The organism is Dyadobacter jejuensis (assembly GCF_003149085.1).
GTDB lineage: Bacteria > Bacteroidota > Bacteroidia > Cytophagales > Spirosomataceae > Dyadobacter > Dyadobacter jejuensis.
In genome coordinates this window covers 21,278-46,219 of the sequence record NZ_QGDT01000008.1, presented here as the reverse complement: position 1 = coordinate 46,219, position 24,942 = coordinate 21,278, and the positions used below count along the sequence as shown (strand labels likewise).

Sequence of the window (24,942 nt, the reverse complement as noted above, 5' to 3'; positions counted from 1 at the left end):
GCGACCTACTTAAACGCCCTTAGATAGGCCTGATAATCCTCCCATTGGTCTAGGTCAATATGGCCTAGGGGGAAGGGGACGGAAATAACCTGTTGGTGCTCCTGTCGAATTAGGGCGCTGGCACCGATGGGCCCGTCGAGTCGTTGTAAGGCCTTAAAATAGCTTTTGTAGAATAAGGCGGGAGTGCCCTTACCTTCTTGATACTGAGAGATAACGATGGGGCGTTGGCTGGATATATGCGTATCGATGAGAGAGTTAAGATGGGTTGAGGCCAAGTGAGGCTGGTCGGTGACGGCCAGTATCACCGCATCCAGCTCGGGGTGGTCGGCCAGCATACTTCTTACTCCCAAGCTGATGCTACTCCCCATTCCTCGTGCCCAATGACGATTTTGATACAGCCTAACCGGGTAGGAGGCGAGTTCTAAAGACAATTCCCGATGATAAGGCCCCGTAACGACGGCAATGGTAATGGCTTGAGTTTGGAATCCTTCCGACACCACCTTTTGGATCAGACTTTGTTGTTGGCGTATCGGCAGTAATTGCTTGGGCTGGCCCATCCGTGAGGAATTGCCCGCGGCGAGGTACAATATGCCTACAGCCGGGGTGTGGTGGCTATTGGTGAGGGTCATGACTCTGGAGTTTCTGTGAGGGCCTATGATGAATAGGAAGGGTCTTATTCCTTAAAAATCCACCCTGTTTTCCTGAAAAAACGGCCTGAATCTCAGCAAGAATAGAAAGGGCTATTTCTTCGGAGGTCTCCGCTCCAATTTCCAGTCCAATGGGGCCATATATTTTATTTTTTTGTTGGTCTGTGATATTTATTCCTGTGGACCGAATTTCATCATACATTCTTTCCAATTTAGATTTGGGACCTAGTACACCTACATAAGGACATACATCGTTGGGCAATAGCCGCGCCAATAGGCTACGGTCGTAGTGGTAGTTATGTGTCATTAACAGAACGGCCGTTCGTGCATCTACCTTTATATCTTCTAAAACCTCCTCTGCTGCGAGGGTATAGATTTCTGTAGCCAGAGGAAAGCGCTTTGAGGTGGCATGGGTAGCCCGGCCGTCGACCACCACGGTGTGCCAGCCCATGAGGCCAGCCATCGTACACAGGGGAATGGTATCGTTACCAGCTCCTACAATAATAAGCTTGGGCACCAGAGGAATCCATTCGCCAAAGGCTGTTAGCCGTTGCCGTTGCAATAGGAAAGTCTCAAACTGGGACGCCTTATGGTTAAAGACACGCTGTGCTAATTCGTGCAACTCCATGGAGAGTTCCATAGCCCTTTCATTTTCTGAAGCCCAAGAATGAGCGTTGGCGTAAAGGAGGCAGGTCCCCGGCTGGGGCGCCGTAGGTTTTTTTAATTCAAATAGTGTAATCAATACACTGGGGCTGCGGGTTTTCGTTGCCGCATGTAGCAGGGCTATGGGGTTATGAGGATCGTCGGAATGGATGGGCTCAAAGAGGATATGCACGATTCCGTTACAGCCTAACTGCACGCCCAAAGTGGTGTCGTGCCCTTCTGTAGTGTCGTAAGTGACCAGCTTATTTTTACCTTGACTTATGGCCAGGAGTGCCTTTCGTAGGGCATCTCCTTCGAGGCAGCCCCCGCTTATGGCTCCGGTGAGTTGGCCGTCGTCGGTAACGAGCATTCGGGCTCCTGGCCGCCGATAGGACGACCCCTCCACCAGTACTACCGTGGCTAGTGCCATGGCCTGGCCTTTTACTACGGCCCGGTGATAGGCGATCAGTATTTGTTGTATTTCTGTCATGGTTTTGTTTTTCTCAGGCCCTGAATTTTTTGATAGCGGCAATCAGCATATCCGTCGCTAGGTTTATTTCTTCCTCCTTGTTAAAGCGTCCGAAACCGAAACGAAACGAACGGAGGACGTCCTCAGGAGCCATGCCCATGGCCAATAATACATGACTGGGCTGACTGGTGACGGCATGGCATGCTGCACTCTGGGAGAAGGCCAGCTTACTGCCTAGGCTAAGGGCAAACTCTTCGCCCTGTACTCCATCGATGGTGAGGTTGGAACAATGCGGCAACCGATGATAGGGATGCCCATTGATCCTAACGCCGCCAAGGGCAGTCAATTGGGATTCGAACCGATCCCGTATCATCTTCAGGTATGCTGACTCCTGGGGCATGAGCTCCGCCGATAGGGTACAGGCCCTGGCTAGCCCCACTATGCCAGGGACATTGAGCGTCCCACTACGGAGCCCTGCTTGCTGCCCACCACCGGTTATTTGTGGTTCTAAGGCTTGTGTGCTAGAAGATTTATAAAGAACGCCTATGCCCTTTGGACCGTACATTTTATGTCCGCTAAAGCATAGTAGGTCTATGGCATGCGCCTGTACGGACAGGGGTAATTTGCCTACCGCTTGAGTGGCGTCGCATAGGAAAGGAATTCCATGCTTGCGTGCTAAGGTACCCACCTCCGAAATGGGTTGGAGCGTTCCGGTTTCATTATTGGCATACATAAGTACGATAATGGCCGTATGGGGCCTTATGGCGGCTTCCAATTCCTGAATATCGATGGTGCCATATTGGTCAACATCCAGATAGGTGACCTCTGTTCCCTGTTTTTCCAGTCCCGCACAGGTATCCAAAACAGCCATATGCTCGGTCTTACAGGTGATGATATGGGCCGGAGCTCCATTGGCGGACAATACGCCTTTGATGGCCAGGTTAACCGCTTCGGTAGCGCCAGAGGTAAAAATAATTTCGGATGGATGGGCGTCGATCAACGCGGCAACGTGCTCTTTGGACTCTTCCACGGCCTCTTGAGCTTCCCACCCAAAAAAGTGATTCCTGCTCGAAGAGTTTCCAAAGTGAGTAGTAAAATATGGAACCATGGCCTCTAGTACCCGTGGGTCCATAGGCGTAGTTGCCTGATGATCGAAATAAATGGGTTTTTTCATGTGCCTAGCCACTTCCTGTATCAATTAATGAAGATACAAATTAGCCATATATTCTAAATATATAGGGATTTGACCAGTATAAACTCTGTTGGAGTTCCATTTTTGGTCTTAATGACTTGAAATAGGGATAAAAATGGGTAGGCAGCCTAAAAATAGATTTAGGGATGCTTGCTCCCTAAGTACGATATATGGGTATGCAGCATTTCTGAAGCGACCTTCAGAAAGCAATTCTAATTTAAGGAAAAATGAAACCTTTTGGTTATTTTTAACATTAACCAAGTAGTATTATAGATTATTTTTTCATCCTTAAAATACCCTTTATTATGACGCTTAGATTAGGAGACATTGCTCCAGATTTTGAAGCAAATACCACGCAAGGATCTATTAAGTTTCACGAATGGCTTGGGGACAGCTGGGGCCTTTTGTTCTCTCACCCTGCCGACTTTACTCCAGTATGTACTACTGAGTTAGGGAAAACGGCTTTGTTGAGTGGAGAATTTCAAAAACGAAATGTTAAGGTATTGGCCGTGAGTGTGGATGATATCGATTCGCATAACCGCTGGATTCCAGATATTAACGAGGTGAATGGTACTGAGGTGAATTTCCCTATTATTGCCGATGAAGGACGTAAGGTAGCCGAATTGTACGATATGATACATCCGAACGCCAGCGAAAAAGCTACGGTGCGCTCTGTATTTGTGATTGGCCCCGATAAAAAAGTAAAATTGACTTTGACGTATCCAGCTTCTACAGGCCGTAACTTCTATGAAATACTTCGTGTGATCGATTCCCTGCAGTTAACTGCCGACTATTCTGTAGCAACGCCTGCAGACTGGAAAGATGGTGAAGATGTGATTGTGGTACCTGCCATAAGCACCGAAGATGCCAAAAAGAAGTTTAGCAAAGGAGTGACTGAAGTTAAGTCGTACCTACGATATACCCCACAACCTAATAAGTAAGCGGTTGAGAGGTGTTTCGGATTCTGGATGAACTTAACATCCAGAATCCGAAACTATTTTAGGACTCAATCTGCATTTGTTGTTTTACTTTTTCTATCACATCGTGCTCTGGGCCATAATATTCCATATGGCGAGCTCCCTGATAATAATACCAGATGGCGGCGCCCATACTGATATGGCTGATGTCGTTATAATTGAACCAAGGTCCAAAGCTAAGTTTTAGGGCATGAAGCAATGCCGAAACAGCCCCCAATCCAGTGGCGATAAATATATATTTGCTACCCGGATCTTTACGTTTTTTGTACATAAAAACTTCTATGGTGAAGAGCATTAAGAATAAACCATAAAAGGCATGAATTTCGACGACCACAAAATTGAGTGTGAAAAAGGTAAGTGCGAAAAAAATGGCTAGCTCCACATAATTCAACCACCCCAATAGCTTGCCAAGGTGGTCGGCCAATAGGGGTTTGACGTGCCAAATGGCGGCTCTTTCAAATAAGGCTACGGCAATCATGCTGGCGAACCAGCCGGGGATTTTACCCTGAAGCCCTGTTATATATATAAAACCATGGCCTAGAATACCACCAATAGCCGTTGCTAGGCCCATAAATAGGAAGAAATACTGGATTTGTGTATACATCCTATGGGTTCGTCCCAGCTTTTGTAAGTGGATAAAAGCATAAATGCATACCAAGGTCATCATCAGGCTGGAGATAACGGTCGAAGGCTCCAGGACGGTGATGCCGAAGAGCTCGACCTGGTGCACATGGCTGTATTCCATCGGGACATTATTCATAAACGTAACGTTAATCGGGTTATATTCTGGAAAATTATTCAAATTAAGCACAATTGATTCAGTTATTACAATTTCCTTGCCAGATACCCATCATTAATACTAGCAATAGCCGCAAGAGCCTAAGGATAATGCGGCGCCTATCCTCATGGAACCCTGTGACGCGGCCAGGGAGTGGCATTAATAAACCAATTTAACTTCTTTGTTGTTTTTACAATAATATCTAGTATTTTTAAAATATTATCTATCATAAAGTAGATACTGTAAACGATTTTATTATGAAATGGTCTTTCATTATACAGCAAAAATTAAAAGCGGCTCTGATCCTTAGCTTGATTATGCTGGTTATTATTTTAGGCACTATGGTGTCTAAAAATAACATCAAGGGAATTGATCAGTCCTTTTCGTCCATTTACAAGGACCGTTTGCTGCCGGCTACCACCATTATTTATCTGACGGAGAATCTGTATAACAAACGGCTTAGTCTAGAAAAATACCTATTGTCTGAAACTCCTGTTACAAAACGTGATATTCAGGGCGATTTGTCGGGGTATGATCAGAACATAGATTCCCTGATCAAATCTTTTGAAGGTACGTATCTGGTAGAACAGGAGGCTAAAAGTTTGGTAGCCCTCAAAAATAGGATCCAGGAATATGTGTTATTAGAGAAAATGATCATCAATCTTTGTCAGGCGGGACATCTGAGCGATGGGAAGAGCTTATTTGAAGGAGCAGGGGCAAATACCTTTCAGCGTACTATTTTGAACTTGAACGAGCTTACGGCCATACAGTCGCATGTGGGGCAGGAGCTCATTACGGAATCGAAGGGTAATATGGCCAGTGTGCATAATATTATGGCCTTTCAGATTTCGATTGCCGTGGTGGTCGGTCTAATCATTTTGACATTGATCAAAAACTCCCAAATCATCAGTAAGCCCAAGGTCAAGAAGATGAAAGAACAAAACTTTAACCTGAATTAGGCAAGGAATTCGTTAGGGTTCAACATACCCCAACCCATAAAAAAGCGGGAGAGGCTGAGCCTCTCCCGCTTTTTTGATAATATGCCTAAAGAATCGCGGACCAATTATTGGCCTACTTTACGTCCTTTTAGTGTTTCTCTCGAATTGTTGACCTGCTTCAGTAAGTCTTTCTTGACAAATAAGCGCGTGCCGTTGCCCGCCTGTAGGTCAAATGTCCTTTGTTTGTATTCAAACTTGCTCTCAGGAAGCACATCTATAAAATAATGCTGACCGCTAAGGTTGAACTTCATCCCCTTGGTATCCTGCTGGGTATCGTCCCACGACACATAGATAATGCCTTGATCCGACGACAGGGCCACACCGGGAGTAAATGGTAATACATTAATGGTTTGGATGCTCTTTCCATTGCTCATGGTGATTTGTCCTTCCGGATTCACTTTTATGTCGTTAGGGTCGGATACTTCCCTTCTAATTGTAATGTTCTTGTCATTAAAGAATTGGACCTTTTCTAAGGGGATTCCCGCCCCTTCCAAGCTTGCTCTAAGGTCTTCGGTGAAAACCGTATAATTCGACAGAGGTACCGAATTCATGGTGGTACAGGCGCTCATGGCAGAGTAAAGCAGGCAGATCAGTAATGTTGATTTAATTTTCATAGGTATTGGTGGTAAGCACTTTATTGCAATTGGTTAGAGGGCCAGTCTTGAAGCCCAGCACAATATTAATAAAAAGCAATACGGTTCACAAGTTGGTTTATTTAAGGTATATTCTGTCAATTTGGCAGAAGCTTCCCGATTGAATTGTAATTGGAACGTTAATTTCTAATCCATATTGCAACAGAAAATGCATAACCAAATATAAATTTAAATTTTCAGATAATTATGGAATCAGTGATTCAGGAAAAGGGAAGTCTGAGTATACACACGGAAAATATCTTTCCGATTATTAAAAAATTCCTTTATTCGGACCACGAGATCTTTCTAAGGGAATTGGTTTCCAATGCCGTTGATGCCTCTCAGAAGATAAAGAAGTTGGCTTCTTACGGTGAATTTGATGGGGAATTGGGAGAATTGAAAGTTCAGGTAAAACTGGACAAGGATGCCAAGACAATAACTGTCAGTGACAATGGCGTGGGGATGACGGCCGATGAAATTAAGAAATATATCAACCAAATCGCTTTTTCGGGCGCTACGGAGTTTGTTGAGAAATATAAGGATAAGGGCGAGAATGGTAATATTATCGGAAACTTCGGCTTGGGATTCTACTCGGCCTATATGGTGGCCAAAAATGTGGAGATCATCACCAAGTCGTTCCGAGAAGGCTCGGAGGCCGTACGTTGGGTATGCGATGGCTCCACGGAGTTTGAACTTAGCGGCACCGAAAAGCAAAGCCGAGGAACGGATATTATCCTTCATATCGCCGAAGACTCCGAGGAATTTTTAGATGAATTCCGCTTAAAAGGAATTTTGGAGAAATATGGTAAGTTCTTGCCAATATCTATCGAATTCGAAGAGAAGATCATTAATAATACGGAGCCTATCTGGACCAAAAATCCGTCGGATCTGACCGACGAAGATTACCTGGCTTTCTATAAGGAGTTACACCCCTTCTCGGAAGATCCTTTGTTCTGGATCCATTTAAATGTGGACTACCCCTTCAACTTGACGGGTGTTCTTTACTTCCCTAAACTGAAGAACGATTTTCAAGGGCAAAAGGAGAAAATTCAACTGTATAGCCGTCAAGTATTTATTACTGACGAGGTGAAAGATATCGTCCCCGACTTCTTACAGTTGTTGCACGGGGTGATCGACTCCCCCGACATTCCTCTAAATGTTTCTAGGAGCTATTTACAAGCTGACGGAAATGTCAAAAAGATCAATGGATATATTACCAGGAAAGTAGGGGACAAGCTAGCGGAGATTTTCAAAAATGACCGTCCAGGCTTCGAAGCTAAGTTCGATGATATTGGTTTGTTTATAAAGTATGGTATCATTAGCGATGAGAAATTCTATGATAAAGCGAAGGATTTCTGTTTACTGAAAAATGTAGATGGAAAGTATTTCACTTTCGAAGAATACAAAGAAGTGGTTAAAGAAAACCAAACTGATAAAAACGGAAATCAGGTATGGTTGTATACCACCGATGAAAAGAAACAGGATTCTTTCATCATTTCTTCTCAAAAAAGAGGGTATGATGTTTTGAATCTTGGAAGCATGATCGATTCACATTTTATTAATACCCTCGAGCAAAAACTAGAGAAGGTGAATGTGAAAAGGGTAGATGCCGAAACTCTGGATAAGCTTATCGAAAAAGATATCCAACTGGAGAGCATATTGTCGACGGAGGAGACCGATGCCTTAAAGCAACTTTTTGAAGGAGTAGCCTCCGATAAGAGTGCGCAGATTCAGGTGGAAGCTATGCCAGTAGACGAGCTTCCGGTAGTGATCACTTTCCCCGAGTTTATGCGTCGTATGATGGATATGCAAGCTAGTTCGGGGCAGCAAGCCATGTTTGGCAATATGCCAATGATGTACACCGTATCGTTGAATGCCAATAGCCCGGTGATCAGTAAAATTCTGAAGACTGAGGATACCACTTTAAAAAGTGCCTTGGCCAAGCAAGTGTACGACCTAGCCATGCTTTCTCAGGGTATGTTAACAGGGAAGGACCTTACTCAGTTCATACAGCGTTCTGTGGAGATTATCTAAGAATAGAATTGAGTAATAAGCATAAAAAAACCGCCAACTGGCGGTTTTTTTTATGCTGTAGGGGGAGTAGGGGGTTCCTTCCCTCCCATGAGTTGTTCTTTTAGGTGTTCTAATTCTATCCATTTTCCAAATTTGGCCAGGTTGGCCTGTTTGGGCCAGGAGCTAGGGTCGTGAATCTGGAACCTAGGGCCGGCATTCCGAAGGATAGACGACAGCCGTATGGGGGAAGTATTGGCCAGGTCTCCATAAGTCAAAATGCCCTCTTTTTTGAGGAGTTCTTCTATTTTTGGCCCAACTCCCTCTATGATTTTAAAGTCGTCGGATTTGCTTTGGTCGCGCTCTAGTTTGGGATATACCGTTTTCCGGGTCGATATGGTAGAGCGTCTTTCTGTGGATACTGGTTGCGGTGCCTCTGGAGTCCGTTGAAGGTCGGCAATCTCGGCTTTTAAGTGGTCGATGGACTGCTCAATACCTTTGGACTTCGAAACGAGGTAAAGACGCGCCAATGCGTAGCCCACTACAGCAGCAATGACTAGCGGCAAGGCTATTTCGGTAATGGAGTTCCCGAGGAATAAGTTTTGGTTTAGAAGGGCAGTCATAAGGAATCAAGTGTCGAATTACAATGAATTTACTTTTTACTTCTACGGTCGAGCTCAGCTTGAAGGGAGGATAGGTCGTCCCATTTATGGGAGGCGGCCAAGGCTGCCTGTTGTTGCCAAATGATGATTTCCCCAATATCCAGATCATCTTCTTCCGAAGAAAGGACCTGTTTTAAATTGAGTGGATTAAAAAGTTGCAGTTGTCTATAGGTCCGAATGCCTAGCTGATTCAACTTCTGTTGCGTTGAAAGATCGATATGGTGAATTTTGGTTAGGTCGTCCCGGTATATTTCCGTTTGGGGTTCTGCAGTAGGTTTTACCTCGGGCTGGGCCTGAACTTGCTCCGGCTTTGCGGCCGGTTGATTGCGTAGTTTTTGTAATTCATAATTATACTTAGTTTCTGATTGGAGCAGATCGTCTAAGTCCTGAATATGGGAAAAATATCCTGCTCCAAAAGCCAATAATAGCGTAATAGTGAGCATTATAATATAAATAATCAGGTCCGAACTATTGGATGGGCTATAAAATGTAAACATGAGGGTTGAATTTTAGCTACTGAACAATTAGGGTTACACGGCGATTGGCTCTTCGGCCCTGCAAGGTGCTATTAGAAGCCTTCGGTTGGGTTTCGCCCTTTCCTACCACCGTCATTTTTTCGGCGGGGATCCCCATGGCCATCAGCTTAGCCTTTACAGCGTTGGCCCTTTTGATCGATAATTGTAAATTCCATTCGGCACTGTCCTCATTGTCGGTGTGTCCCGTAAGTATTAGTTTTTTGGAGCCAGCTTGGGTAAGGTATTGCTTAGCAGCTTGAAGGAACTTTTGGTTTTCCTCCGTCTGAATATAGTTTACACTGGCATAAGGGAAATATAGTTCAATTTTATTAAAGATACTGGTGAATCGCTCATCCGTTGCCAGGTCTTTCTCAGTGAGTGCCTCTCTAGTGCTATATCGGAAGCGTATACCATCCTGAATGGGCTCTTTGGGGAGCACATCAGTATACGAGGAGTCGTATGCTATAATCATCACGGTGGAGTCGACCCCCATAGCGGTTAAGCGAGCCTTAATTTGTTTGGCCCTGGCGAGCCCGAGATGACCACTTGCCGTACCAGTCTCTTCGGCAGTATGGTAGTTGCCTTCTATGGTTAGCCGCTGATTGGGATGGTTGCGCAAATAGCCGGCTATAGAGTCCAATAAGGCCGTACCGCTGTTTTCTATGGGCGTTTCTTTGGAAGGTTCAAAGCTCAAGGCCATAGGATCTATCGATGCCTGTTTTTGTGCAGGGGTGTTTTCTACACTATAAATAGGAGATTCTTTATTAGTAAATAGAGTAGGGATTTCGAGTCCAATAGCCTCGCAGTTTTGCTTAACATGGCAGACATGCCAATAAATGGCCACCGCCATCCAAATTATAAGAGTACTCCACCAAAATGCACTTTTCTTTAACATATTTTTAAGAGATAGGGTTATTTGGACTTCTACAAAAGGCAAAAGTCACTTAAATCTAATTACTCCTTCGTTAATGCACAAATGGAATACAAAAAAGCCACTTAATTTCTAAGTGGCTTTTGTAGTTTATCGGTTCATCGAAATAAGAAATTCTTCATTACTTCGAGTCCCTTTCATATTATCGAGTAGGAAATCCATGGATTCCATGGCATTCATGTCGGACATGTGTTTTCGTAGTATCCACACCTTTTTAAGGGTTTCTTTGTCTTGCAACAGATCTTCTCGGCGTGTACCGGAAGCCATTACATCAATAGCGGGGAACACCCGCTTGTTGCTAAGCTTACGGTCGAGTTGGAGTTCCATGTTACCGGTACCTTTAAATTCCTCGAAAATCACTTCGTCCATTTTGGAGCCAGTGTCAATCAAGGCCGTGGCTATGATCGTTAGTGAACCTCCGTTTTCTACGTTCCTAGCCGCACCGAAGAATCTTTTGGGTTTGTGGAGTGCATTGGCATCCACCCCACCCGAAAGGATTTTCCCTGAAGAAGGAACTACGGTGTTATAAGCCCTCGCCAATCGGGTGATAGAGTCCAATAGTATAACTACATCGTGTCCACATTCAACCATTCTTTTGGCTTTTTCCAGAACAATACTAGCCACTTTAACATGTCGGTCAGCTTGTTCGTCGAAGGTAGAGGCTATTACTTCTGCTCTTACACTCCTTTGCATGTCTGTTACCTCTTCTGGGCGTTCGTCAATCAGAAGGATTAACAAAAATACCTCAGGGTGATTCCGAGTAATGGCATTGGCTACCTCTTTAAGCAGGACGGTCTTACCTGTTTTGGGCTGAGCGACTATCATCCCTCTTTGACCTTTTCCGATGGGGGCAAAAAGATCTAGTATACGTGTGGAGTATTGATCGGGGCGTGAGCTGAGCTTCAAACATTCATTTGGAAATAAGGGGGTTAAATATTCGAAAGGAATACGATCCCGAATTTCTTCTGTGGTTTTACCATTGACGGTCTCTACACGTAATAAAGCGAAATACTTTTCTCCCTCTTTAGGAGGACGAATCTGACCTTTTACGGTATCACCGGTCTTAAGTCCAAAAAGCTTTATTTGAGAAGGAGAAACATATATATCGTCGGGAGATGCTAAATAATTGTAGTCAGCAGAACGCAAAAATCCGTATCCGCCATCTTGCATAATCTCCAGAACGCCTTCATTCAATATAAGGCCGTCAAACTCCCTAACATAATTGTTATAGTTGCGCTTGATCTTAGCTGAAGTATCTTCTCTGGATGGATTGGGGGTGGGCCGCTCAGAGGGCTCTCTAGTCTCTCTGGATGGTCTTTCTGAGGTGGATTTTTGTTCAGAAGGAGGGTTTTGCTCTTGTTTTTCTGAAACCTGGTCTTGTTGCTTTTCGGTTTCTATTACCGCTTCCACTTTTTCTTCCTTACCCAGGTCATCGCTCGTATCTTCTTCGGCATCTGAGTCGGAGAAGAGCTCTAAGTTCCGATTACTTTTGTCGAATAAAGGGGGCTTAGTACTAGCTGCTTTTTTACCACGGTTCCCTTTGGTAGCTCCCTTTGGCGAAATAGCGTCGTCGGTAGGGCGTCGGGTTCTTTTCTTTTTGGGTTCTTCCTCGATCGATGCTGGTTGGTCATTCTTGGGTGCAACTTCCTTAGGAGCGGTCTCGGTTGGAGCGGCAGAGGTCCCTTGTTGGTGGGTGATTATCCTATTTATCAGCTCCTTTTTGGTAGTTTTGGGTTGGTCAGAGATTCCTAAAGTCGTTGCTATCTCTTTTAGCTCGGATACAAGCTTAATGTTCAATTCATCGATTGTAAGCATACAAATATTGTTCAGTAAGTTATTGTACTTACCCCTTGATTATTAAAGAATGTGAATGTTAATATAAAATGTCGAGGGCTGAGGCCTCGAATTCAAGTGGCGGTCATTGATATAGGTATAGATATTGATTACATCAAAACGGGTTTCAAGAAGCTGGAATGTTCAAAAGAGGCTTTTTTTTAAGAATATTTGACAGATCTAGCAAAAGGAACGGACACACGATTTTATCCTTCCATGGATTCACCCGCTACGATGAGAAAAATAAAATTTGAAAAATATTCGAAGGAATTACTTTGGTAAGTTTTATCTCCACGAAATTAAATATTTGTGATTAACAAAACAAGAAATTTTCAATTATTTATTTTTAAATCATCTTCTTATGGTATCATTGCAGCTGAGGGAGTTGGCCAATCGTGGAGCATATTGAGATGATTTTTTTGTTAATAAAATAATTTTGCTTTGAGAAATTTGGTTATCGATGCGGGTAATACCCAATATAAGATGGGTTTTTTTGATAATAATCGATTAATACGCCATGAAATTGGATTGAGTATTAGCGGTCTTCAGGGCTATATCGATCAGTTTCAGCCCCATCACGTCCTTTTTTCTTCGGTAAATATAAGTTTCGAGGATTTTAAAACGTCTATCACCGGGGAGTTTGAACTGATGAACCTGAGCTCCTCCTTGCCCTTACCCATAGGAATGGACTACGATACGCCCCATACCTTAGGCATGGACCGTGTGGCGGCGGCGGTAGGGGCTTACGATTTGTATCCTGGTATGGATCTGTTGGTGATCGACATGGGAACTTGTATTACCTACGATTGGGTCAGTAGGGATGGAGTTTATCAAGGGGGTATCATTGCACCCGGAGTTCAGATGCGCTTTAAGGCCATGCACCAATTTACTAAACGCTTGCCTTTATTGTCGCCTCTGTCGGATCCTCCCGTGGTGGGCAAGTCTACTGCTGCCTCTATGCAGAGTGGGGTTATGAATGGTATTTTAGCAGAAATGGAAGGAATAATTGGTCGGTACCGAAACATTTCAGCATCAATGTGCGTAGTATTATGTGGCGGAGATGCTCCATACTTTGAAAGTAGCTTGAAAGACACCATCTTTGCAGTCCCGCAGCTCGTCTTATTCGGTTTGAACAGAATTTTAACATATAATGTCGATTAAAAAAAGAATTAATTTACTTGCCCTGGTCTTAGTACTATCTGTTGGATCTGGCACGATTCGTAACGCCCATGCACAAGGCTTGGGTAACTCTCCTTACACCTCTTTAGGTATTGGCGAACTGTACGGAGATTCCTTTTCTGAGAATACAGGAATGGGGCAGGCCGGTGTAAGTTCAGGAAATGGCTTCCAAATTAATAATATTAACCCCGCACTCTGGGTGCGTAATAAGTTTACTACCCTCGATTTTGGCGTAATTGGACAATACAAACAAGTTGATTCGGGCACCAAGTCTCAGCAGAATGCAGGGGGGAACCTGGGGTATGTAGCCCTGTCGTTCCCGGTAAAGACCAATTGGAATCTTGGTGTAAGCCTGAAGCCTTATAGTTTTGTAGATTATAGCAACGTCTTTACAAGGACCGTGCCGGGTACGGCTACGGAGGCCTATTATACGACTACTGGCAGTGGTGGCATCAATAAGGTATCGTTTACCAATGCTTTTCAAATCGGCAAATATTTAAGTCTAGGTCTGGAGGCCTCTTACTTTTTTGGGAATATTTCTCGAACCTCCTCAGTAAGTTTGGCTATCAGCGACTATAATGCCTCGTTAACTGAACGAAATTCCGTTTCGGATTTCTCTTTTAAAGGAGGGGCCGTATTACGGGTTCCTATCAAAAAGGAAAACAAACTTTATTGGAATTTAGGAGGGACCTATAGCCTAGGTTCCAAGCTAAACGCTACGGAGACTACCACCTTCGACCTTACCCAAAGTGGTACCAACATTATAGCCCCCGATACCCTGTCGAATCAACTCGGCGGCACCCTCACCTTGCCTGCCCTTTATCAGGTGGGTACTAGCTTCGAATGGCCCTTTAAACTAACCGTTTCGGCGGATTATAGCTATCAGGATTGGTCGAACTACCGAGGTTTTACAAGCAGCAATGATGGACTGAAGAGTGTAGGGCGTTTTCATTTGGGAGCCGAATATCTTCCCAATTTCACCTCACTTAAATACTTCGATGTGGTGCGTTATCGGTTAGGCTTTAGCCATGGTAAACTCCCTTATAGCATCAACGGTACTACCCTCAACGATACCAATGTAAGTTTGGGGCTGACCTTCCCAATGGGAGGGCGGTATTCCAACTATATCTCTGTGGCTTTTGTAGGAGGGCAACGGGGTAGTACGGGAGCTGGCCTGATTCGAGAAAGGTATGCCAAAATGGTATTCGGGATTACGCTAATGGATCGGTGGTTCGTAAAACAGCGCATTGAATAAGGTATTTTGACCGAATGAAAGCTATTAAAATCAATTCTTTCTTTTTAGTTTGGCTTGGCGCCTCGCTCTTTTTATCCTGTGAAGATAAAAAAGAGGTCGCCAATGTTCGGTATGAAGGACCAGTAGAGGAGGTTCAAAACGTTAAGGTGCTCTACAGCGAACAGGGGGATCTGAAGGTTTTGATGCGTACTCCGAAACAGCTCCGGTTTCTGAATGATAATAAGGTATTTCCCGATACGGTCAATATCGATTTTTATGACCCCAATGGGTCCGTCACTACCCACTTACGGGCCGATTCGGGGAATTACCAGAAAAATGAAGATATCTATGTGGTGAAGGGCAATGTGCGGGTTAACATGTCCTTGACCAACCAATTGCTCACGACCACCGAGCTCAAGTGGAGCCCTCGCACGAAGAAGGTATTTACGGAAAAGCACCTGACGGTTCGCAATCGATCGACGGGTGAGATCACCCATGGGGTCGGCATGGACGCCGAGCAGGACTTTTCACGTATTAAGTTTCGGAAAGGAACCGGTAAATACCGGGTCGATATTCCTTAGGGTTGACATGCCTTTAGGGCCGTTCCTATCAATTCAGTTTGGGTATACACCGTATCCTGTGCCCAATTTACGTTCAGGTAAGTAATCACCTCGGCTATTTCTAGCTCCGTCAGTTGTGGGTTGGGAGGCATAGGGCGTTGCAACTCCCCACTGCCGTTGGTACCATAGCGGATCAGGCAGGCCAGCTGTGCATCGGACAGTAGCATTTTGGAGGTAGCTACACTCGGATATAAGTTGGCCATTCCGGCGCCGTCTTCTTGATGACAATTGCTGCAGTGCAGCTGGTAGAGCCGATAACCCTCTACATAATATTGCTCCTTTTTTAACTCCTCTTTCGATTGACATGCGACCCCGCCCCATGCTACCAATAGGCTAAGAAGGGCCACAGAAATTCGCCCAGTCGTTAGCTTATTCATATTCTTTCAGTAATATATTAATGTCTGTAATCAACTTTTGAGTGCCTTCTTCGGTAGTACCGTCGTACATACCGCGAACATGCCTGTCCTTATCGCAGAGAATAAAATAACCTCCATGAATGTAGCCTCCTTGAGCCGTGCTGTCGGCCTGAGCTGGCGTCATATAGAACTTCTGGCCTATCTCATAGATCTGCTCCTTAGGGCCCGTTAGAAACCACCACTGGTCGCCTGTTACGCCCAGGTCTTTGGCAAAGGTGTTCAACACTTCGGGGGTGTCGTGGTCGGGATCTATGGTATGGGATAGGATCTTGAGCTGGTCGTTGTCCTTAAAGGCCTCGTGCACCTTGAGCATTTGGCGCTTCATGACCGGACAAATGGTGGGGCATGAGGTGAAGAAAAAGTCTGCGACATAAATTTTGTCGGCCACCGAAGCCTCCGTAATCGTATCGGAATTTTGGTTGACAAACTTAAAAGCCGGTATCTGGTGGTAGATGGTGTCCACCACCTCTTTGCCGTCCACTGTTTTGGTTACCCAATCTCTTTCTCCAAATATCGGTAGTTTTTTTTCTGTTTTAGAGCAGCTCGTTATAAATACTGCTATTAATAGGATGATTCCGAGGTCTAATACCCCATGTCTTTTCAAGCGGTTGTTAATGTTCATTCTGTTTTTCAAAATAAGTTTTTACTTCTTGTACACTTTTCTCTGTGTTCGATTTTAGTTGATCTATTTTTTCCTTTTCGACTTCAAAGTAACGCATGGCTTCTTGGGTATTCAGGTTCTTGGCTGAATCCCCGTTATAGGCTCTCATCCACTGCATCATTTGAGCATCCGACTGGTCCAGTTGGTCGTCTAGCTGCTGGAGGGTAAGCCTTTGTTGCGCACCGTTGTTATCGGCTATTCCTTCGTTTTCCAGGCTGTCTATCGAGGCGAGCTCTTTTTTGATCCGGTTCCTAAGCGTCATGATGTCGTCCATATAGGCCATGACGTCGTCGTGGGTGTCGAGGACTTCTTTCTCGAGCTCATTGACTTGTTCCTTGTTGTCAGAACAAGATCCTAGCAAGCAAAATAGGAATATGATGGCTAAATATTGTTTCATATAGGATGGAGTGGGTTGGTTTCAGTCAGTTTGGGTGATCATGTCGCGGGCGTTATTGACGATGGCTTCCGAAGGGTTGTGGCCGCCTATCATCTGTGCAATCTCTTGGATTCTTTCTTCCTTCGATAATTTCCGGATATTGCTTTCCGTTTTGGCCGAGCTATGGTCCTTGTACACGAAGTAATGAGCATGTCCACTAGAGGCGATTTGATGTAAATGGGTGATGGCAATAATTTGGTGGTTGACCGCCATATTCAACATCATCTTGCCCATTTTGATGGCGATTTCGCCAGATACACCCGTATCGATTTCATCGAAAATGATGGTAGGCAACCGACGCTTGTCGGCTAGAATGTACTTGATGACCATCATCAATCGTGAGAATTCGCCACCGGAAGCTACCTGTTTGAGCTCTTGTGGCTGAATACCTTTGTTACCGCTAAACAAAAACGATACGGCGTCCATGCCGGTAGGGCTAGGATCGGTTTTATTCGTCTTAATAGAGAACGATGCATTGGGTATTCCCAGATCTCTGAGGCGATCCAAAATAATCGTTTCTATGGGCTGCGCCACTTTTTTTCGCTGTTCAGACAATTCCTCTGCGAGCCGAAGCATTTCGGACTTGGTTTTTTGGAGCTCTTTATCCGCGCGGTCTATGGATTCATCCATATTTATTACCGTATTCAGTTTATCGTCCAATTGGCTCTGAATAGCCAACAGCTCGGCGAGACTATTGACCTGGTGTTTCTTTAATAACGTGTACAGGGTGTTCAATCGTTCTTGTACCAGGTCGGTTCGAGATTGGTCAAAATCGATATTCTGTTGAAACTGATTGATTTCGTCGGCAATGTCTCGGAGTTCTATGAGGCAGCTTTGAGCCCTCTCCTTAAGGAAGTCGTAGTCCGATACCAGCCTTCCCGCCTGGGTGAGCGCCAATACTGTCGACTTTAACGATTCCAGGGCTGAGCTCTCCGGGTTGTCGAGAAAGGTATGGGCCAACTGAAGCTTCTCCTTAATGTCTACGGCGTTCTCAAGCACCAGCAACTCTTGTTCGAGTTTCTCCAATTCATCGGATTGTATTTTGACCGATTCTAATTCTTGAAATAAAAACTGGTCGTAATCAAATTCTTTACGAAGTTGAGCCGAACGAATTAAGAGTTCCTTATAATATTTCTCTTTTTCTTTATAGCTAAAATAGGCCGTACGGTACTGCTTTAACAGGCTGTCATTATTGGCATAAGCGTCCAAGGCCTTCAGTTGAAACTCGTTGCTACCCAGCTGAATCGAGTCGTGTTGAGAGTGTATATCTAAAAGCTGGTTGCTGATTTTACGGAGGGTCTCCAGGTTTACCGGGGTATCGTTGATAAAGGCCCGGGACTTGCCCGATACCGATATTTCCCTTCTTACCAGGCACTCGTTAGAGAAGTCAAGATTTTCCTCGTCAAAATAGTCGGTCATGTCGTAACCCGACAAGTTGAAAGTCCCTTCAATTACGCATTTGGTCTTGGGGTCGTAAAGAGATTTGACATCGGCTCGGTTGCCCAGAAGCAGTCCTATAGCTCCTAGCATAATCGATTTTCCCGCCCCTGTTTCTCCTGTAATAATATTTAGGCCGGCATCTGGACTCATTTCCAGGTGCTTGATCAAGGCATAGTTTTTAATGAGCAGGTTTGAAAGCATTTCTATATCAATAGACGATTTAGCAATATTCCTTGGCTAGCAGCCGAGCAGGGCCGTTTTACTTGCACGAATATAGTCAGTATATAGTCAATTTAGAAATAAACGCACTGGTACTTTACCTCGTGCCAGTGGTTTCCCGTAGCTAAAATGCCGCTTTCTGATCTAGGACAATTTCATATAGCTCGGCATCGACGAAGTGATGCAGATGATTGCGCTGGTCGGAGATGGTAAAGCCGTCTTTTTCTATCTGAACGAGTTGCCCATAGTAGGTTAAGCCATCTTGCTGTACTACGTTGAGCATCTGGCCCGTTAGCTGTAGTAGTTGGGGGCGAAGCCGGTTGCCAGCAATTCTTATGATTCTCTTACTCATGATAGGTGGGGCCCTCCTCAGACTTAATTATTGAGCTTTTGATATACTTGGGTTTTGGCAGGATCGAGGCTAGAAAGCAGGTTATAGGCCTCCTTTTTTTCTGTTGGAGTAGCCTCTAGCATAATGCGGTAGAGTTCGTCGGATTTGGCATCGAAAAATGAATTGATCACCACATTGGCTTGGTTTTGGCGGGCAATCGCATCGATCGTATTCAATGTTTTTAGTACCGTAGCCCTCGTTTCGGTGGGCTTCTGGCTGGCTACGTCCAGGCCTAAGCGGTAGTATTCGTACATGCTCTCGCGAAACGGAATGAACTGTTGACTCATGAGACTGCTGATCAGGGCATACCGGTTTTTGGAGTCCACATTTTCCCAGCCCTTTTTGTTGCTCGAGGAATTCCGTGCTTGATTTACGATATTGAAGGCTTTCTGTAGATAGGGGTTGCCGCCCAGTTTACTAAAAGAATCGTAATCGTAGATCAGCGCCGTGTAGGCATAAAAGGCCAATAAATAGGGTAACTCTTCGGTGTAGCTATTTTCGTTAAAGTACAACTGTGTACTTGGCAAATAGGTAAAGGATACGTTTTTGTCGATAAAGGTGAGTAGTACCGTTTCGTAATTCGAATTATATACTGGCCTGGTTACGACCAGCTGCGCATTGGCCTCATAATTCCCTTGAGCAATGGACTTCGTTAAATTGATATTAAGCTTGCACTTAATCCTTTCATCCTTTGTGAAATTGTCCTCTGAAAACTTATAAGTATTCAGAAAATCGCTGATATAAGTTTGTAGCTGGGACATGCTCTGTGGATCGGTGTTCTGCTGGGAGATCAACTGATCATAATTCACACTTACTGTAAACTGCAGGGCCTGCGAATAGGCCATGGGCCGTACGATAAGGCAGCAAAAAAGGAATAATAGTCTTTTCATAGCTCTGTCCACTTACTTAATACCAGGTTCAAAATATCTCCTGCAACCTCAGTTTTCGACTTCAAATCGAAACGCGATATGGTTTTGTTTTTATCAATAACGGTAATTTTGTTCGTATCGTGCGTAAAGCCTGCTCCTGGGTCGTTTAATGAATTCAGTACAATATAATCAAAAGCTTTACTTTCGAGTTTTCGAAGGGCATTGTCGAGTTCATTTTCTGTCTCCAAGGCGAAGCCTATGGTGAGTTGATGTGGCTGCTTTTTTTGCCCCATGGCAGCCGCTATGTCTACTGTTTTAACCAAATCGATCTGCATGTCTTTGGTTTTCTTTTTGATCTTCTGTTCGGCCACTGTTTTGGGCGTATAATCGGCTACCGCGGCCGCAAAAATAATCAGGTCATGCTGGGCAAAATGTCCTTCTATCGTCTCATACATCTGCTGTGCCGACTCGACGGGTAGCACCCGAATAGTACTGTCCTGGAGCTCGATAGATACGGGGCCACTTACCACCGTTACCGCAGCGCCAGCCGCTGCAAATGCCTCCGCTATGGCATAGCCCATCTTGCCCGTCGACCGGTTACTGATAAACCGTACCGGGTCTATGGCTTCCACGGTGGGGCCGGCCGTAATGAGCACTCGTTTTTGAAAGGCTACTGGGTTAAAGCTGAAATGTTTCTTTAGAATTGCAACGATGGTTTCGGGCTCGGCCAGGCGTCCTGAGCCTACCAATCCACTGGCCAATTCCCCTTCCTCAGGTTCGATGATTCGGTTGCCGTAAGAAGCGAGTTTCTGCAAGTTGTGCTGGGTGGAAGGGTGAGCAAACATGTCCAGATCCATGGCTGGTGCCACAAATACCGGGCATCGCGCCGACAAATAAGTCGCCGTCAGCAGATCATTACAATAGCCATTGGCAAAGCCAGCTAAGGTTTTGGCCGTTGCTGGGGCCACCAGCATGAGGTCGGCCCATAGGCCCAGCTCCACATGGTTGGTCCACTCCCCGAGGGGGCCTTCCGTGAACTTCGTAAATACAGGCTTTTTGGAGAGTGTGGATAGGGTGAGGGGGGTGATGAATTCCTGAGCGGATTCCGTCATGATAACCTGTACTTCGGCTCCTTCCTTGACGAGTAGTCGAATCAGAAGGGCTGATTTGTAAGCGGCTATACTACCGGTCACCCCTAACACTATTTTTTTTCCTGCCAAAGGCGTTGCCGAAGGCGTTGCCGTAGGCTGTGGTTCGAATAAGGACACGTACTAAAGGCTTTATGGTGATGGGTATTGACGAAGTGCCATAGGAGCTAAATGAAAAAAGCCAGTCGTGTTAGATCCATAAGGGGTATCACGACTGGCCAGCTCCATTAAAATGGACTATTCTTCTGTATTCTCTCGGTAAGCATGGTAAGTCTTACCCTCCATAAATTCGTCTATAGAGATGCTGCCCGCTTTAGGCATACGCTCATAGAATTTCGAAATTTCAATTTGCTCGCGGTTTTCAAAAACCTCTTCCAAATTGTCGACACCGGAAGCAAATTCTGCCAATTTGTTATTGAGCTCTTCCTTCATTTTACTCGAAATCTGACGGGCTCTCTTAGAGATAACCGAAACGGATTCGTATAAATTTCCCGTAACATCAGCAATCTTGTCTGTATCGCGGGTAATAATGGATGGATTCGTTGCCATATCTGGTATCTATGCTTGTGTTAATTATTGCTTTAGTAAAAATTGGGGATCTTATCAGGATCCTATTGGGTATCGCTCTTGGCAGTGGTAGGTGCCGTAAGTTTGGTAGGCTTCTTGCCAGGGTCCACCTTGTCTTCCTTCAGTTTCCTGTTCTTCTCTTCTATCTTAATAATATTGGCCAACTCCGTCTGGCTGCTCGCATACATTTTCTCAGCATCCTTGCCATATTTACCTTCCGGATATTTGTCTATCATTTGTTGGTAGAACTTGATGACGTCCTGGTATCTTTCTTTTTGGGTTAAAAGCTGCTCCAATGTGTAATTAAGACTGTTGGAGGCGAGGCCATATTGCGCATCTACCTTCAAAAAGGCTAGTTCTTCATTGTATGGGGAGTCGGGGAAGTCTTTCTTAAAATTCTCTATGGATATAACCGCCGACTTCAGCGAGGACATATTAAAATCACTGATTTTGTGATACAACTTCGCCTTCTCATAGGCTTTTAGCTCTAGCTTATCCCTTAGCTCCAATATAAATCGCGTACATTCTTCGCGGAAAGGACTGTCGGGATAGGTGTTAATAAAGTCTTGAAGAGCCGAGATTGCCGTAAAAGTACTCGTCTGGTCCAGATTGAAGGGTGCTGAGTCTTTATACAAAGAGTAGGCATGCATGTAATAAGCTTCCTGGGCAAAATCACTCCTTGCGTAAGTGTCGTAGAATTTCTTAAATAAAAATTGACTGGTATTATACAGGCCTTGCTGATACTGCGTATAGGCATAATAAAACTGTGACAGTTCCGACTCCGTACTACCCTTTAGGATGGGAATTAATTCCTCAAATAAAATTCCCGCTTTATAGAAGTCCCCTTTTTTATAATAGGTCATGGCAGCATCATATTTTTGCTGGTCTGTGCCTGTCTTTTGGAGTTTAGAGAACTTACCGCAGGAACTAAAAATAAAAACGGACAATAGAAGCAAGCTGATACTTGCCAAGACATTTTTTCGCATATAAACGCAAAGGTAATAAAAAAGCTACTTCATCCCTAACGATTTAGGGTTCAAAAAAGTGTTTGTTGGGGGATTATTGTTGGTGCCTAACCAGCATTTTTTTTGTGGCTACTTTTTTGCCATCTAGGGATAATTGATAAAAATATAGCCCGGTAGGCATTTCTCTCGTATTAATCCTGATTTTTCGGTCCGATTTTTTAAGATTGTATTCCTGCATTTGTGAGCCCAATATGCTATAAAAAATAACCTTAGCCTCGCGTACATTGGGTTGGATCGTGAAATCGAGCTCTGCGTACTCGCTGGCCGGATTGGGGTATACATTGGAAACTGTGATGAGCTCATTGGAAAACAGTTGCTCTTCACCATTGGTGTTCATCTCGATAGGGGCGCTCTTTCTTTCTACATTGCTTTCCGAAATCTCCGAAACCATTACTCCGCCGCGCTCCGAATCGTCACTGCTGAAAAACAGGGAACGATAGAAGCTATTTAAAGTCTTGGGTTTCTGAAGGGATAAGGGTTTGTAGTCCATCGCTTTGGGGCCATTATTGAAACGTACCCGCTCTATGACCGCCTTTTTGTTGGTGCCCATGTTAAGCCTACTGCCACTCTGGGTACTTTGCGCTAAGGCAAAGGGTCCCATGATGGCAATAAACATTAAAGTGTATAGTATATTTCTTTTCATAGTAGCTGTTTATCCGGGGAGGCGATTTTGCAAATTAATTCGCAATCGGCCTCATGTATACAAAAATATATAGAACTTATTGTAAAATCAAAACTTATTGTGTAAAAGGTTGTTTTTATTTTCAAACAAAATAATCGTGCCAGTACTTATTGTAACACTACTTGCCAGGTTGTCTTGGCTTTAGTAGGTCTTTCGGTAATTCTCCAACTAAATCCATCCAACTGCCTTTCGGTAGTGATAATTTTTTGTGGGGGAATGAGTCGGCCATCTGGCTTCCCAATAAAGGATATCTTATGTACTTTATTATCCACAAAAAGTAGGTTCATTTTTCCACATTCTACCCTGTTAAGCCCAATCATCTTCTGTTTGTCGTCTACTGCATAGTAGGCACTTTCGCCATTTCCGTCTACTAAGACCTGTTTCAAGGTATTTTTTTCGGCAAAGTAGGCATTAATGGTCCGGCCCTTAACTTGGTTGTGTTGCTTCACGAGCGTATCCTCAGTGATCACAAAAGAATGTCCCGTCAGGAGCATGCGATGTACCTGGTTATTGACCAAAAATGTGGTGATGGTGTCGGCTTCCATCTGAGAGGTGGCATTGCTCCATAATATGGGTTTCTTGTAGAATTTAATGATCGAGTCTGCTGTATTATAATAGATCGAGTCACACTGTCCCTGGAAGTCGGACTTATATATAAATACATTTTTATTCCCTATCAATTGGCGGGTACTATCCACTGTATTTTCGTAAGAGTACAGGGTGTCGGCGCGGATATAGAGGGTATCGTCGGCGATAACGTTGCGTATGAATGCATGGCCATACATTTTGGAAAGGCCCTGAGCTTTGTTGTAAAAGCCCTCGTCTCCGTTTAGTATGGTATTGTCTTTTTTGGCCACAATGACCACATTGCCCTTTCCTACCCCATTATTACTCTTGCCATCGACGGCAATAGAATCGGCAGTGAGGGTGTAAGTCTCATTGTCGACGGTGGTTCGGGTTACAAACTCTGATTGGCTCGATTCCGTGTTATACCTACCTCTGGTGGCCAATACCGTGCCATCTTTGTTTACAATCTTACTAGGTCCCCTAAAGTCGCTCCATTTGGTAATGGAATTGTAGAAAAGGGTGTCCGTAGTAAGGGTATATTTTTGGTTGACTAATACAACATTTTTATAGTAGGTGAACTCTTTGCTGCGTGTATTGTAGAAGCCTTCCTTACTGGTAAGGACATCTCCCTCATCGACCGTCTTGCCGGGTACTTTATAATATGCAATTCCTCCTGCCATATCGTATTCCAGTTTTTTGGTAGTCAAAGTTCTTTTCTGATCTTTCATGACAACCTTGCGGCCGCTAACGATGGCCAGTCTCGTGTTGCCATAGTAGTACAGGGTGTCTCCGGTTATGGTGATCGTGTCGCCCTGTACGATCTTTACATTGCCAAAGGCCTCTATTACATTAGTCGTTCTGTTCTGAACTGCTAGGTTACTAAACATAACTGCCCCTTTATGTCGGAAGGTGCCGTTGGTAACCTTCCGTATTTCGGTGTCGTTTTCGTTGATGATCTCCAGCTCGTCAGACTTGAGAATCTCGATCAGGTCGGTGTTGGTGGTACCGGCACCCTCTCTCGTTTGGGCCTGAGCCCTTTGCCCCATCAGGACGCATATCAAGCCAATAGCTGCCACCCATGAGCCTTTGATTAACTGGACGCTCAAAAGTTTAAAAATGTGGCAAGTTTTTATATGATTATTTTGCATTTATTTATGGGCTGTTCCCTTAACTTTGGCTGTTGGTTGGTGAGCCATAGCGAT

General features: G+C 44.5%; 26 protein-coding genes. 6 read left to right on the top strand and 20 right to left on the bottom strand.

Features of this window, described 5'->3' with window-relative positions; all coding sequences use genetic code 11:
- Window positions 1–5 precede the first annotated feature (5 nt).
- The 3 genes from CLV98_RS15115 to CLV98_RS15105 are packed head-to-tail and all read right to left on the bottom strand — an operon-like array spanning window position 6 to window position 2,932.
- Entirely contained in the window at window positions 6–629 is a 624-nt protein-coding gene (locus CLV98_RS15115) for a nucleotidyltransferase family protein (protein WP_109675385.1), read from the bottom strand.
- Window positions 613–1,779, bottom strand: coding sequence for an XdhC family protein (locus CLV98_RS15110; protein ID WP_109675383.1), 1,167 nt, complete (start codon window positions 1,777–1,779; stop codon window positions 613–615). The genes CLV98_RS15115 and CLV98_RS15110 overlap by 17 nt, the downstream gene beginning before the upstream one ends.
- A 13-nt stretch (window positions 1,780–1,792) precedes the next feature.
- Window positions 1,793–2,932 (bottom strand): cysteine desulfurase family protein, encoded by a 1,140-nt coding sequence (locus CLV98_RS15105; protein ID WP_109675381.1) that lies wholly within the window; start codon window positions 2,930–2,932, stop codon window positions 1,793–1,795.
- Window positions 2,933–3,255: 323 nt separating this feature from the next.
- On the opposite strand from CLV98_RS15105, the gene CLV98_RS15100 reads away from it, so the two are divergent.
- Complete coding sequence (locus CLV98_RS15100; RefSeq protein ID WP_109675379.1) at window positions 3,256–3,891, top strand: peroxiredoxin; 636 nt, start codon at window positions 3,256–3,258, stop codon at window positions 3,889–3,891.
- Window positions 3,892–3,949: 58 nt separating this feature from the next.
- On the opposite strand, the gene CLV98_RS15095 is transcribed toward CLV98_RS15100, so the two are convergent.
- On the bottom strand, window positions 3,950–4,687 hold the full coding sequence (locus CLV98_RS15095) for a DUF6962 family protein (RefSeq protein WP_109675377.1): 738 nt from the start codon (window positions 4,685–4,687) through the stop codon (window positions 3,950–3,952).
- Window positions 4,688–4,962: 275 nt separating this feature from the next.
- On the opposite strand from CLV98_RS15095, the gene CLV98_RS15090 reads away from it, so the two are divergent.
- Entirely contained in the window at window positions 4,963–5,664 is a 702-nt protein-coding gene (locus CLV98_RS15090) for an MCP four helix bundle domain-containing protein (protein ID WP_109675375.1), read from the top strand.
- 104 nt (window positions 5,665–5,768) lie between these two features.
- Here CLV98_RS15090 and CLV98_RS15085 read toward each other — a convergent pair whose 3' ends face one another.
- The gene (locus CLV98_RS15085; protein WP_109675373.1) at window positions 5,769–6,317 is read right to left on the bottom strand and encodes a hypothetical protein; all 549 of its coding nucleotides are present in this window, start codon (window positions 6,315–6,317) and stop codon (window positions 5,769–5,771) included.
- Between the two features lie 225 nt (window positions 6,318–6,542).
- On the opposite strand from CLV98_RS15085, the gene htpG reads away from it, so the two are divergent.
- Window positions 6,543–8,369 carry a molecular chaperone HtpG gene (gene htpG / locus CLV98_RS15080; protein ID WP_109675371.1) on the top strand — a complete coding sequence of 609 codons (1,827 nt, stop codon included), beginning with the start codon at window positions 6,543–6,545 and terminating at the stop codon, window positions 8,367–8,369.
- A gap of 50 nt (window positions 8,370–8,419) precedes the next feature.
- Here the strand turns inward: htpG and CLV98_RS15075 are convergent, their stop codons facing one another.
- The 4 genes from CLV98_RS15075 to rho all read right to left on the bottom strand — a co-directional run bounded on the left by CLV98_RS15075 (window position 8,420) and on the right by rho (window position 12,268).
- Window positions 8,420–8,968, bottom strand: a complete 549-nt coding sequence (locus tag CLV98_RS15075) for a helix-hairpin-helix domain-containing protein (RefSeq protein ID WP_109675369.1) — start codon at window positions 8,966–8,968, stop codon at window positions 8,420–8,422.
- A 29-nt stretch (window positions 8,969–8,997) separates the two neighbouring features.
- Window positions 8,998–9,504 carry a hypothetical protein gene (locus CLV98_RS15070; RefSeq protein WP_109675367.1) on the bottom strand — a complete coding sequence of 169 codons (507 nt, stop codon included), beginning with the start codon at window positions 9,502–9,504 and terminating at the stop codon, window positions 8,998–9,000.
- A gap of 16 nt (window positions 9,505–9,520) precedes the next feature.
- Entirely contained in the window at window positions 9,521–10,417 is an 897-nt protein-coding gene (locus tag CLV98_RS15065) for an OmpA family protein (protein WP_109675366.1), read from the bottom strand.
- 126 nt (window positions 10,418–10,543) lie between these two features.
- Window positions 10,544–12,268, bottom strand: coding sequence for a transcription termination factor Rho (gene rho, locus CLV98_RS15060; protein WP_109675364.1), 1,725 nt, complete (start codon window positions 12,266–12,268; stop codon window positions 10,544–10,546).
- Window positions 12,269–12,727: 459 nt separating this feature from the next.
- On the opposite strand from rho, the gene CLV98_RS15055 reads away from it, so the two are divergent.
- The 3 genes from CLV98_RS15055 to lptC are packed head-to-tail and all read left to right on the top strand — an operon-like array spanning window position 12,728 to window position 15,280.
- Window positions 12,728–13,447: a type III pantothenate kinase gene (locus tag CLV98_RS15055; protein WP_229203392.1), complete on the top strand. Its 720-nt coding sequence runs from the start codon at window positions 12,728–12,730 to the stop codon at window positions 13,445–13,447.
- The gene (gene bamG, locus CLV98_RS15050) at window positions 13,437–14,720 is read left to right on the top strand and encodes a BamG family beta-barrel-assembly machinery protein (protein ID WP_229203391.1); all 1,284 of its coding nucleotides are present in this window, start codon (window positions 13,437–13,439) and stop codon (window positions 14,718–14,720) included. Before CLV98_RS15055 ends, bamG begins: the two co-directional genes overlap by 11 nt.
- Window positions 14,721–14,734: 14 nt before the next feature.
- Window positions 14,735–15,280, top strand: a complete 546-nt coding sequence (gene lptC / locus CLV98_RS15045; RefSeq protein WP_109675360.1) for an LPS export ABC transporter periplasmic protein LptC — start codon at window positions 14,735–14,737, stop codon at window positions 15,278–15,280.
- On the opposite strand, the gene CLV98_RS15040 is transcribed toward lptC, so the two are convergent.
- The 11 genes from CLV98_RS15040 to CLV98_RS14990 all read right to left on the bottom strand — a co-directional run bounded on the left by CLV98_RS15040 (window position 15,277) and on the right by CLV98_RS14990 (window position 24,846).
- On the bottom strand, window positions 15,277–15,696 hold the full coding sequence (locus CLV98_RS15040; protein ID WP_109675358.1) for a c-type cytochrome: 420 nt from the start codon (window positions 15,694–15,696) through the stop codon (window positions 15,277–15,279). The two genes, lptC and CLV98_RS15040, sit on opposite strands and share 4 nt — an antisense overlap.
- The gene (locus CLV98_RS15035) at window positions 15,689–16,357 is read right to left on the bottom strand and encodes an SCO family protein (protein WP_109675356.1); all 669 of its coding nucleotides are present in this window, start codon (window positions 16,355–16,357) and stop codon (window positions 15,689–15,691) included. Before CLV98_RS15035 ends, CLV98_RS15040 begins: the two co-directional genes overlap by 8 nt.
- Window positions 16,347–16,793: a viral A-type inclusion protein gene (locus CLV98_RS15030; RefSeq protein WP_109675354.1), complete on the bottom strand. Its 447-nt coding sequence runs from the start codon at window positions 16,791–16,793 to the stop codon at window positions 16,347–16,349. The genes CLV98_RS15035 and CLV98_RS15030 overlap by 11 nt, the downstream gene beginning before the upstream one ends.
- Before the next feature lie 21 nt (window positions 16,794–16,814).
- The gene (gene recN / locus CLV98_RS15025; RefSeq protein ID WP_109675352.1) at window positions 16,815–18,473 is read right to left on the bottom strand and encodes a DNA repair protein RecN; all 1,659 of its coding nucleotides are present in this window, start codon (window positions 18,471–18,473) and stop codon (window positions 16,815–16,817) included.
- 142 nt (window positions 18,474–18,615) lie between these two features.
- The gene (locus tag CLV98_RS15020) at window positions 18,616–18,843 is read right to left on the bottom strand and encodes a hypothetical protein (protein WP_109675350.1); all 228 of its coding nucleotides are present in this window, start codon (window positions 18,841–18,843) and stop codon (window positions 18,616–18,618) included.
- Window positions 18,844–18,866: 23 nt separating this feature from the next.
- Window positions 18,867–19,772 carry a type IX secretion system protein PorD gene (gene porD, locus CLV98_RS15015; RefSeq protein ID WP_229203390.1) on the bottom strand — a complete coding sequence of 302 codons (906 nt, stop codon included), beginning with the start codon at window positions 19,770–19,772 and terminating at the stop codon, window positions 18,867–18,869.
- Window positions 19,769–21,019 carry a bifunctional phosphopantothenoylcysteine decarboxylase/phosphopantothenate--cysteine ligase CoaBC gene (gene coaBC, locus CLV98_RS15010; protein ID WP_229203389.1) on the bottom strand — a complete coding sequence of 417 codons (1,251 nt, stop codon included), beginning with the start codon at window positions 21,017–21,019 and terminating at the stop codon, window positions 19,769–19,771. Before coaBC ends, porD begins: the two co-directional genes overlap by 4 nt.
- Before the next feature lie 117 nt (window positions 21,020–21,136).
- Window positions 21,137–21,448: a DNA-directed RNA polymerase subunit omega gene (locus CLV98_RS15005; protein ID WP_025762380.1), complete on the bottom strand. Its 312-nt coding sequence runs from the start codon at window positions 21,446–21,448 to the stop codon at window positions 21,137–21,139.
- A 62-nt stretch (window positions 21,449–21,510) separates the two neighbouring features.
- Window positions 21,511–22,452, bottom strand: a complete 942-nt coding sequence (locus CLV98_RS15000; protein WP_109675346.1) for an outer membrane protein assembly factor BamD — start codon at window positions 22,450–22,452, stop codon at window positions 21,511–21,513.
- A 73-nt stretch (window positions 22,453–22,525) separates the two neighbouring features.
- Entirely contained in the window at window positions 22,526–23,134 is a 609-nt protein-coding gene (locus CLV98_RS14995; protein ID WP_109675344.1) for a T9SS type A sorting domain-containing protein, read from the bottom strand.
- Between the two features lie 146 nt (window positions 23,135–23,280).
- Window positions 23,281–24,846, bottom strand: coding sequence for an OstA-like protein (locus CLV98_RS14990; RefSeq protein ID WP_229203388.1), 1,566 nt, complete (start codon window positions 24,844–24,846; stop codon window positions 23,281–23,283).
- Window positions 24,847–24,942: the final 96 nt, after the last annotated feature.

Excerpts from the sequence above, each read along its gene's own strand:
- bamG (WP_229203391.1), top strand. The coding sequence starts at position 13,437 with ATGTCGATTAAAAAAAGAATTAATTTACTTGCCCTGGTCTTAGTACTA.
- CLV98_RS15065 (WP_109675366.1), bottom strand. The coding sequence starts at position 10,417 with ATGTTAAAGAAAAGTGCATTTTGGTGGAGTACTCTTATAATTTGGATG.
- CLV98_RS15035 (WP_109675356.1), bottom strand. The coding sequence starts at position 16,357 with ATGAACATTAACAACCGCTTGAAAAGACATGGGGTATTAGACCTCGGA.
- CLV98_RS15000 (WP_109675346.1), bottom strand. The coding sequence starts at position 22,452 with ATGCGAAAAAATGTCTTGGCAAGTATCAGCTTGCTTCTATTGTCCGTT.
- CLV98_RS15070 (WP_109675367.1), bottom strand. The coding sequence starts at position 9,504 with ATGTTTACATTTTATAGCCCATCCAATAGTTCGGACCTGATTATTTAT.
- rho (WP_109675364.1), bottom strand. The coding sequence starts at position 12,268 with ATGCTTACAATCGATGAATTGAACATTAAGCTTGTATCCGAGCTAAAA.
- recN (WP_109675352.1), bottom strand. The coding sequence starts at position 18,473 with ATGCTTTCAAACCTGCTCATTAAAAACTATGCCTTGATCAAGCACCTG.
- CLV98_RS15030 (WP_109675354.1), bottom strand. The coding sequence starts at position 16,793 with ATGAAACAATATTTAGCCATCATATTCCTATTTTGCTTGCTAGGATCT.
- CLV98_RS15105 (WP_109675381.1), bottom strand. The coding sequence starts at position 2,932 with ATGAAAAAACCCATTTATTTCGATCATCAGGCAACTACGCCTATGGAC.
- CLV98_RS15110 (WP_109675383.1), bottom strand. The coding sequence starts at position 1,779 with ATGACAGAAATACAACAAATACTGATCGCCTATCACCGGGCCGTAGTA.
- CLV98_RS15095 (WP_109675377.1), bottom strand. The coding sequence starts at position 4,687 with ATGAATAATGTCCCGATGGAATACAGCCATGTGCACCAGGTCGAGCTC.
- lptC (WP_109675360.1), top strand. The coding sequence starts at position 14,735 with ATGAAAGCTATTAAAATCAATTCTTTCTTTTTAGTTTGGCTTGGCGCC.
- htpG (WP_109675371.1), top strand. The coding sequence starts at position 6,543 with ATGGAATCAGTGATTCAGGAAAAGGGAAGTCTGAGTATACACACGGAA.
- CLV98_RS15005 (WP_025762380.1), bottom strand. The coding sequence starts at position 21,448 with ATGGCAACGAATCCATCCATTATTACCCGCGATACAGACAAGATTGCT.
- CLV98_RS14995 (WP_109675344.1), bottom strand. The coding sequence starts at position 23,134 with ATGAAAAGAAATATACTATACACTTTAATGTTTATTGCCATCATGGGA.
- CLV98_RS15100 (WP_109675379.1), top strand. The coding sequence starts at position 3,256 with ATGACGCTTAGATTAGGAGACATTGCTCCAGATTTTGAAGCAAATACC.
- CLV98_RS15085 (WP_109675373.1), bottom strand. The coding sequence starts at position 6,317 with ATGAAAATTAAATCAACATTACTGATCTGCCTGCTTTACTCTGCCATG.
- CLV98_RS15090 (WP_109675375.1), top strand. The coding sequence starts at position 4,963 with ATGAAATGGTCTTTCATTATACAGCAAAAATTAAAAGCGGCTCTGATC.
- CLV98_RS15075 (WP_109675369.1), bottom strand. The coding sequence starts at position 8,968 with ATGACTGCCCTTCTAAACCAAAACTTATTCCTCGGGAACTCCATTACC.
- CLV98_RS15040 (WP_109675358.1), bottom strand. The coding sequence starts at position 15,696 with ATGAATAAGCTAACGACTGGGCGAATTTCTGTGGCCCTTCTTAGCCTA.
- porD (WP_229203390.1), bottom strand. The coding sequence starts at position 19,772 with ATGAAAAGACTATTATTCCTTTTTTGCTGCCTTATCGTACGGCCCATG.
- CLV98_RS15115 (WP_109675385.1), bottom strand. The coding sequence starts at position 629 with ATGACCCTCACCAATAGCCACCACACCCCGGCTGTAGGCATATTGTAC.
- CLV98_RS15020 (WP_109675350.1), bottom strand. The coding sequence starts at position 18,843 with ATGAGTAAGAGAATCATAAGAATTGCTGGCAACCGGCTTCGCCCCCAA.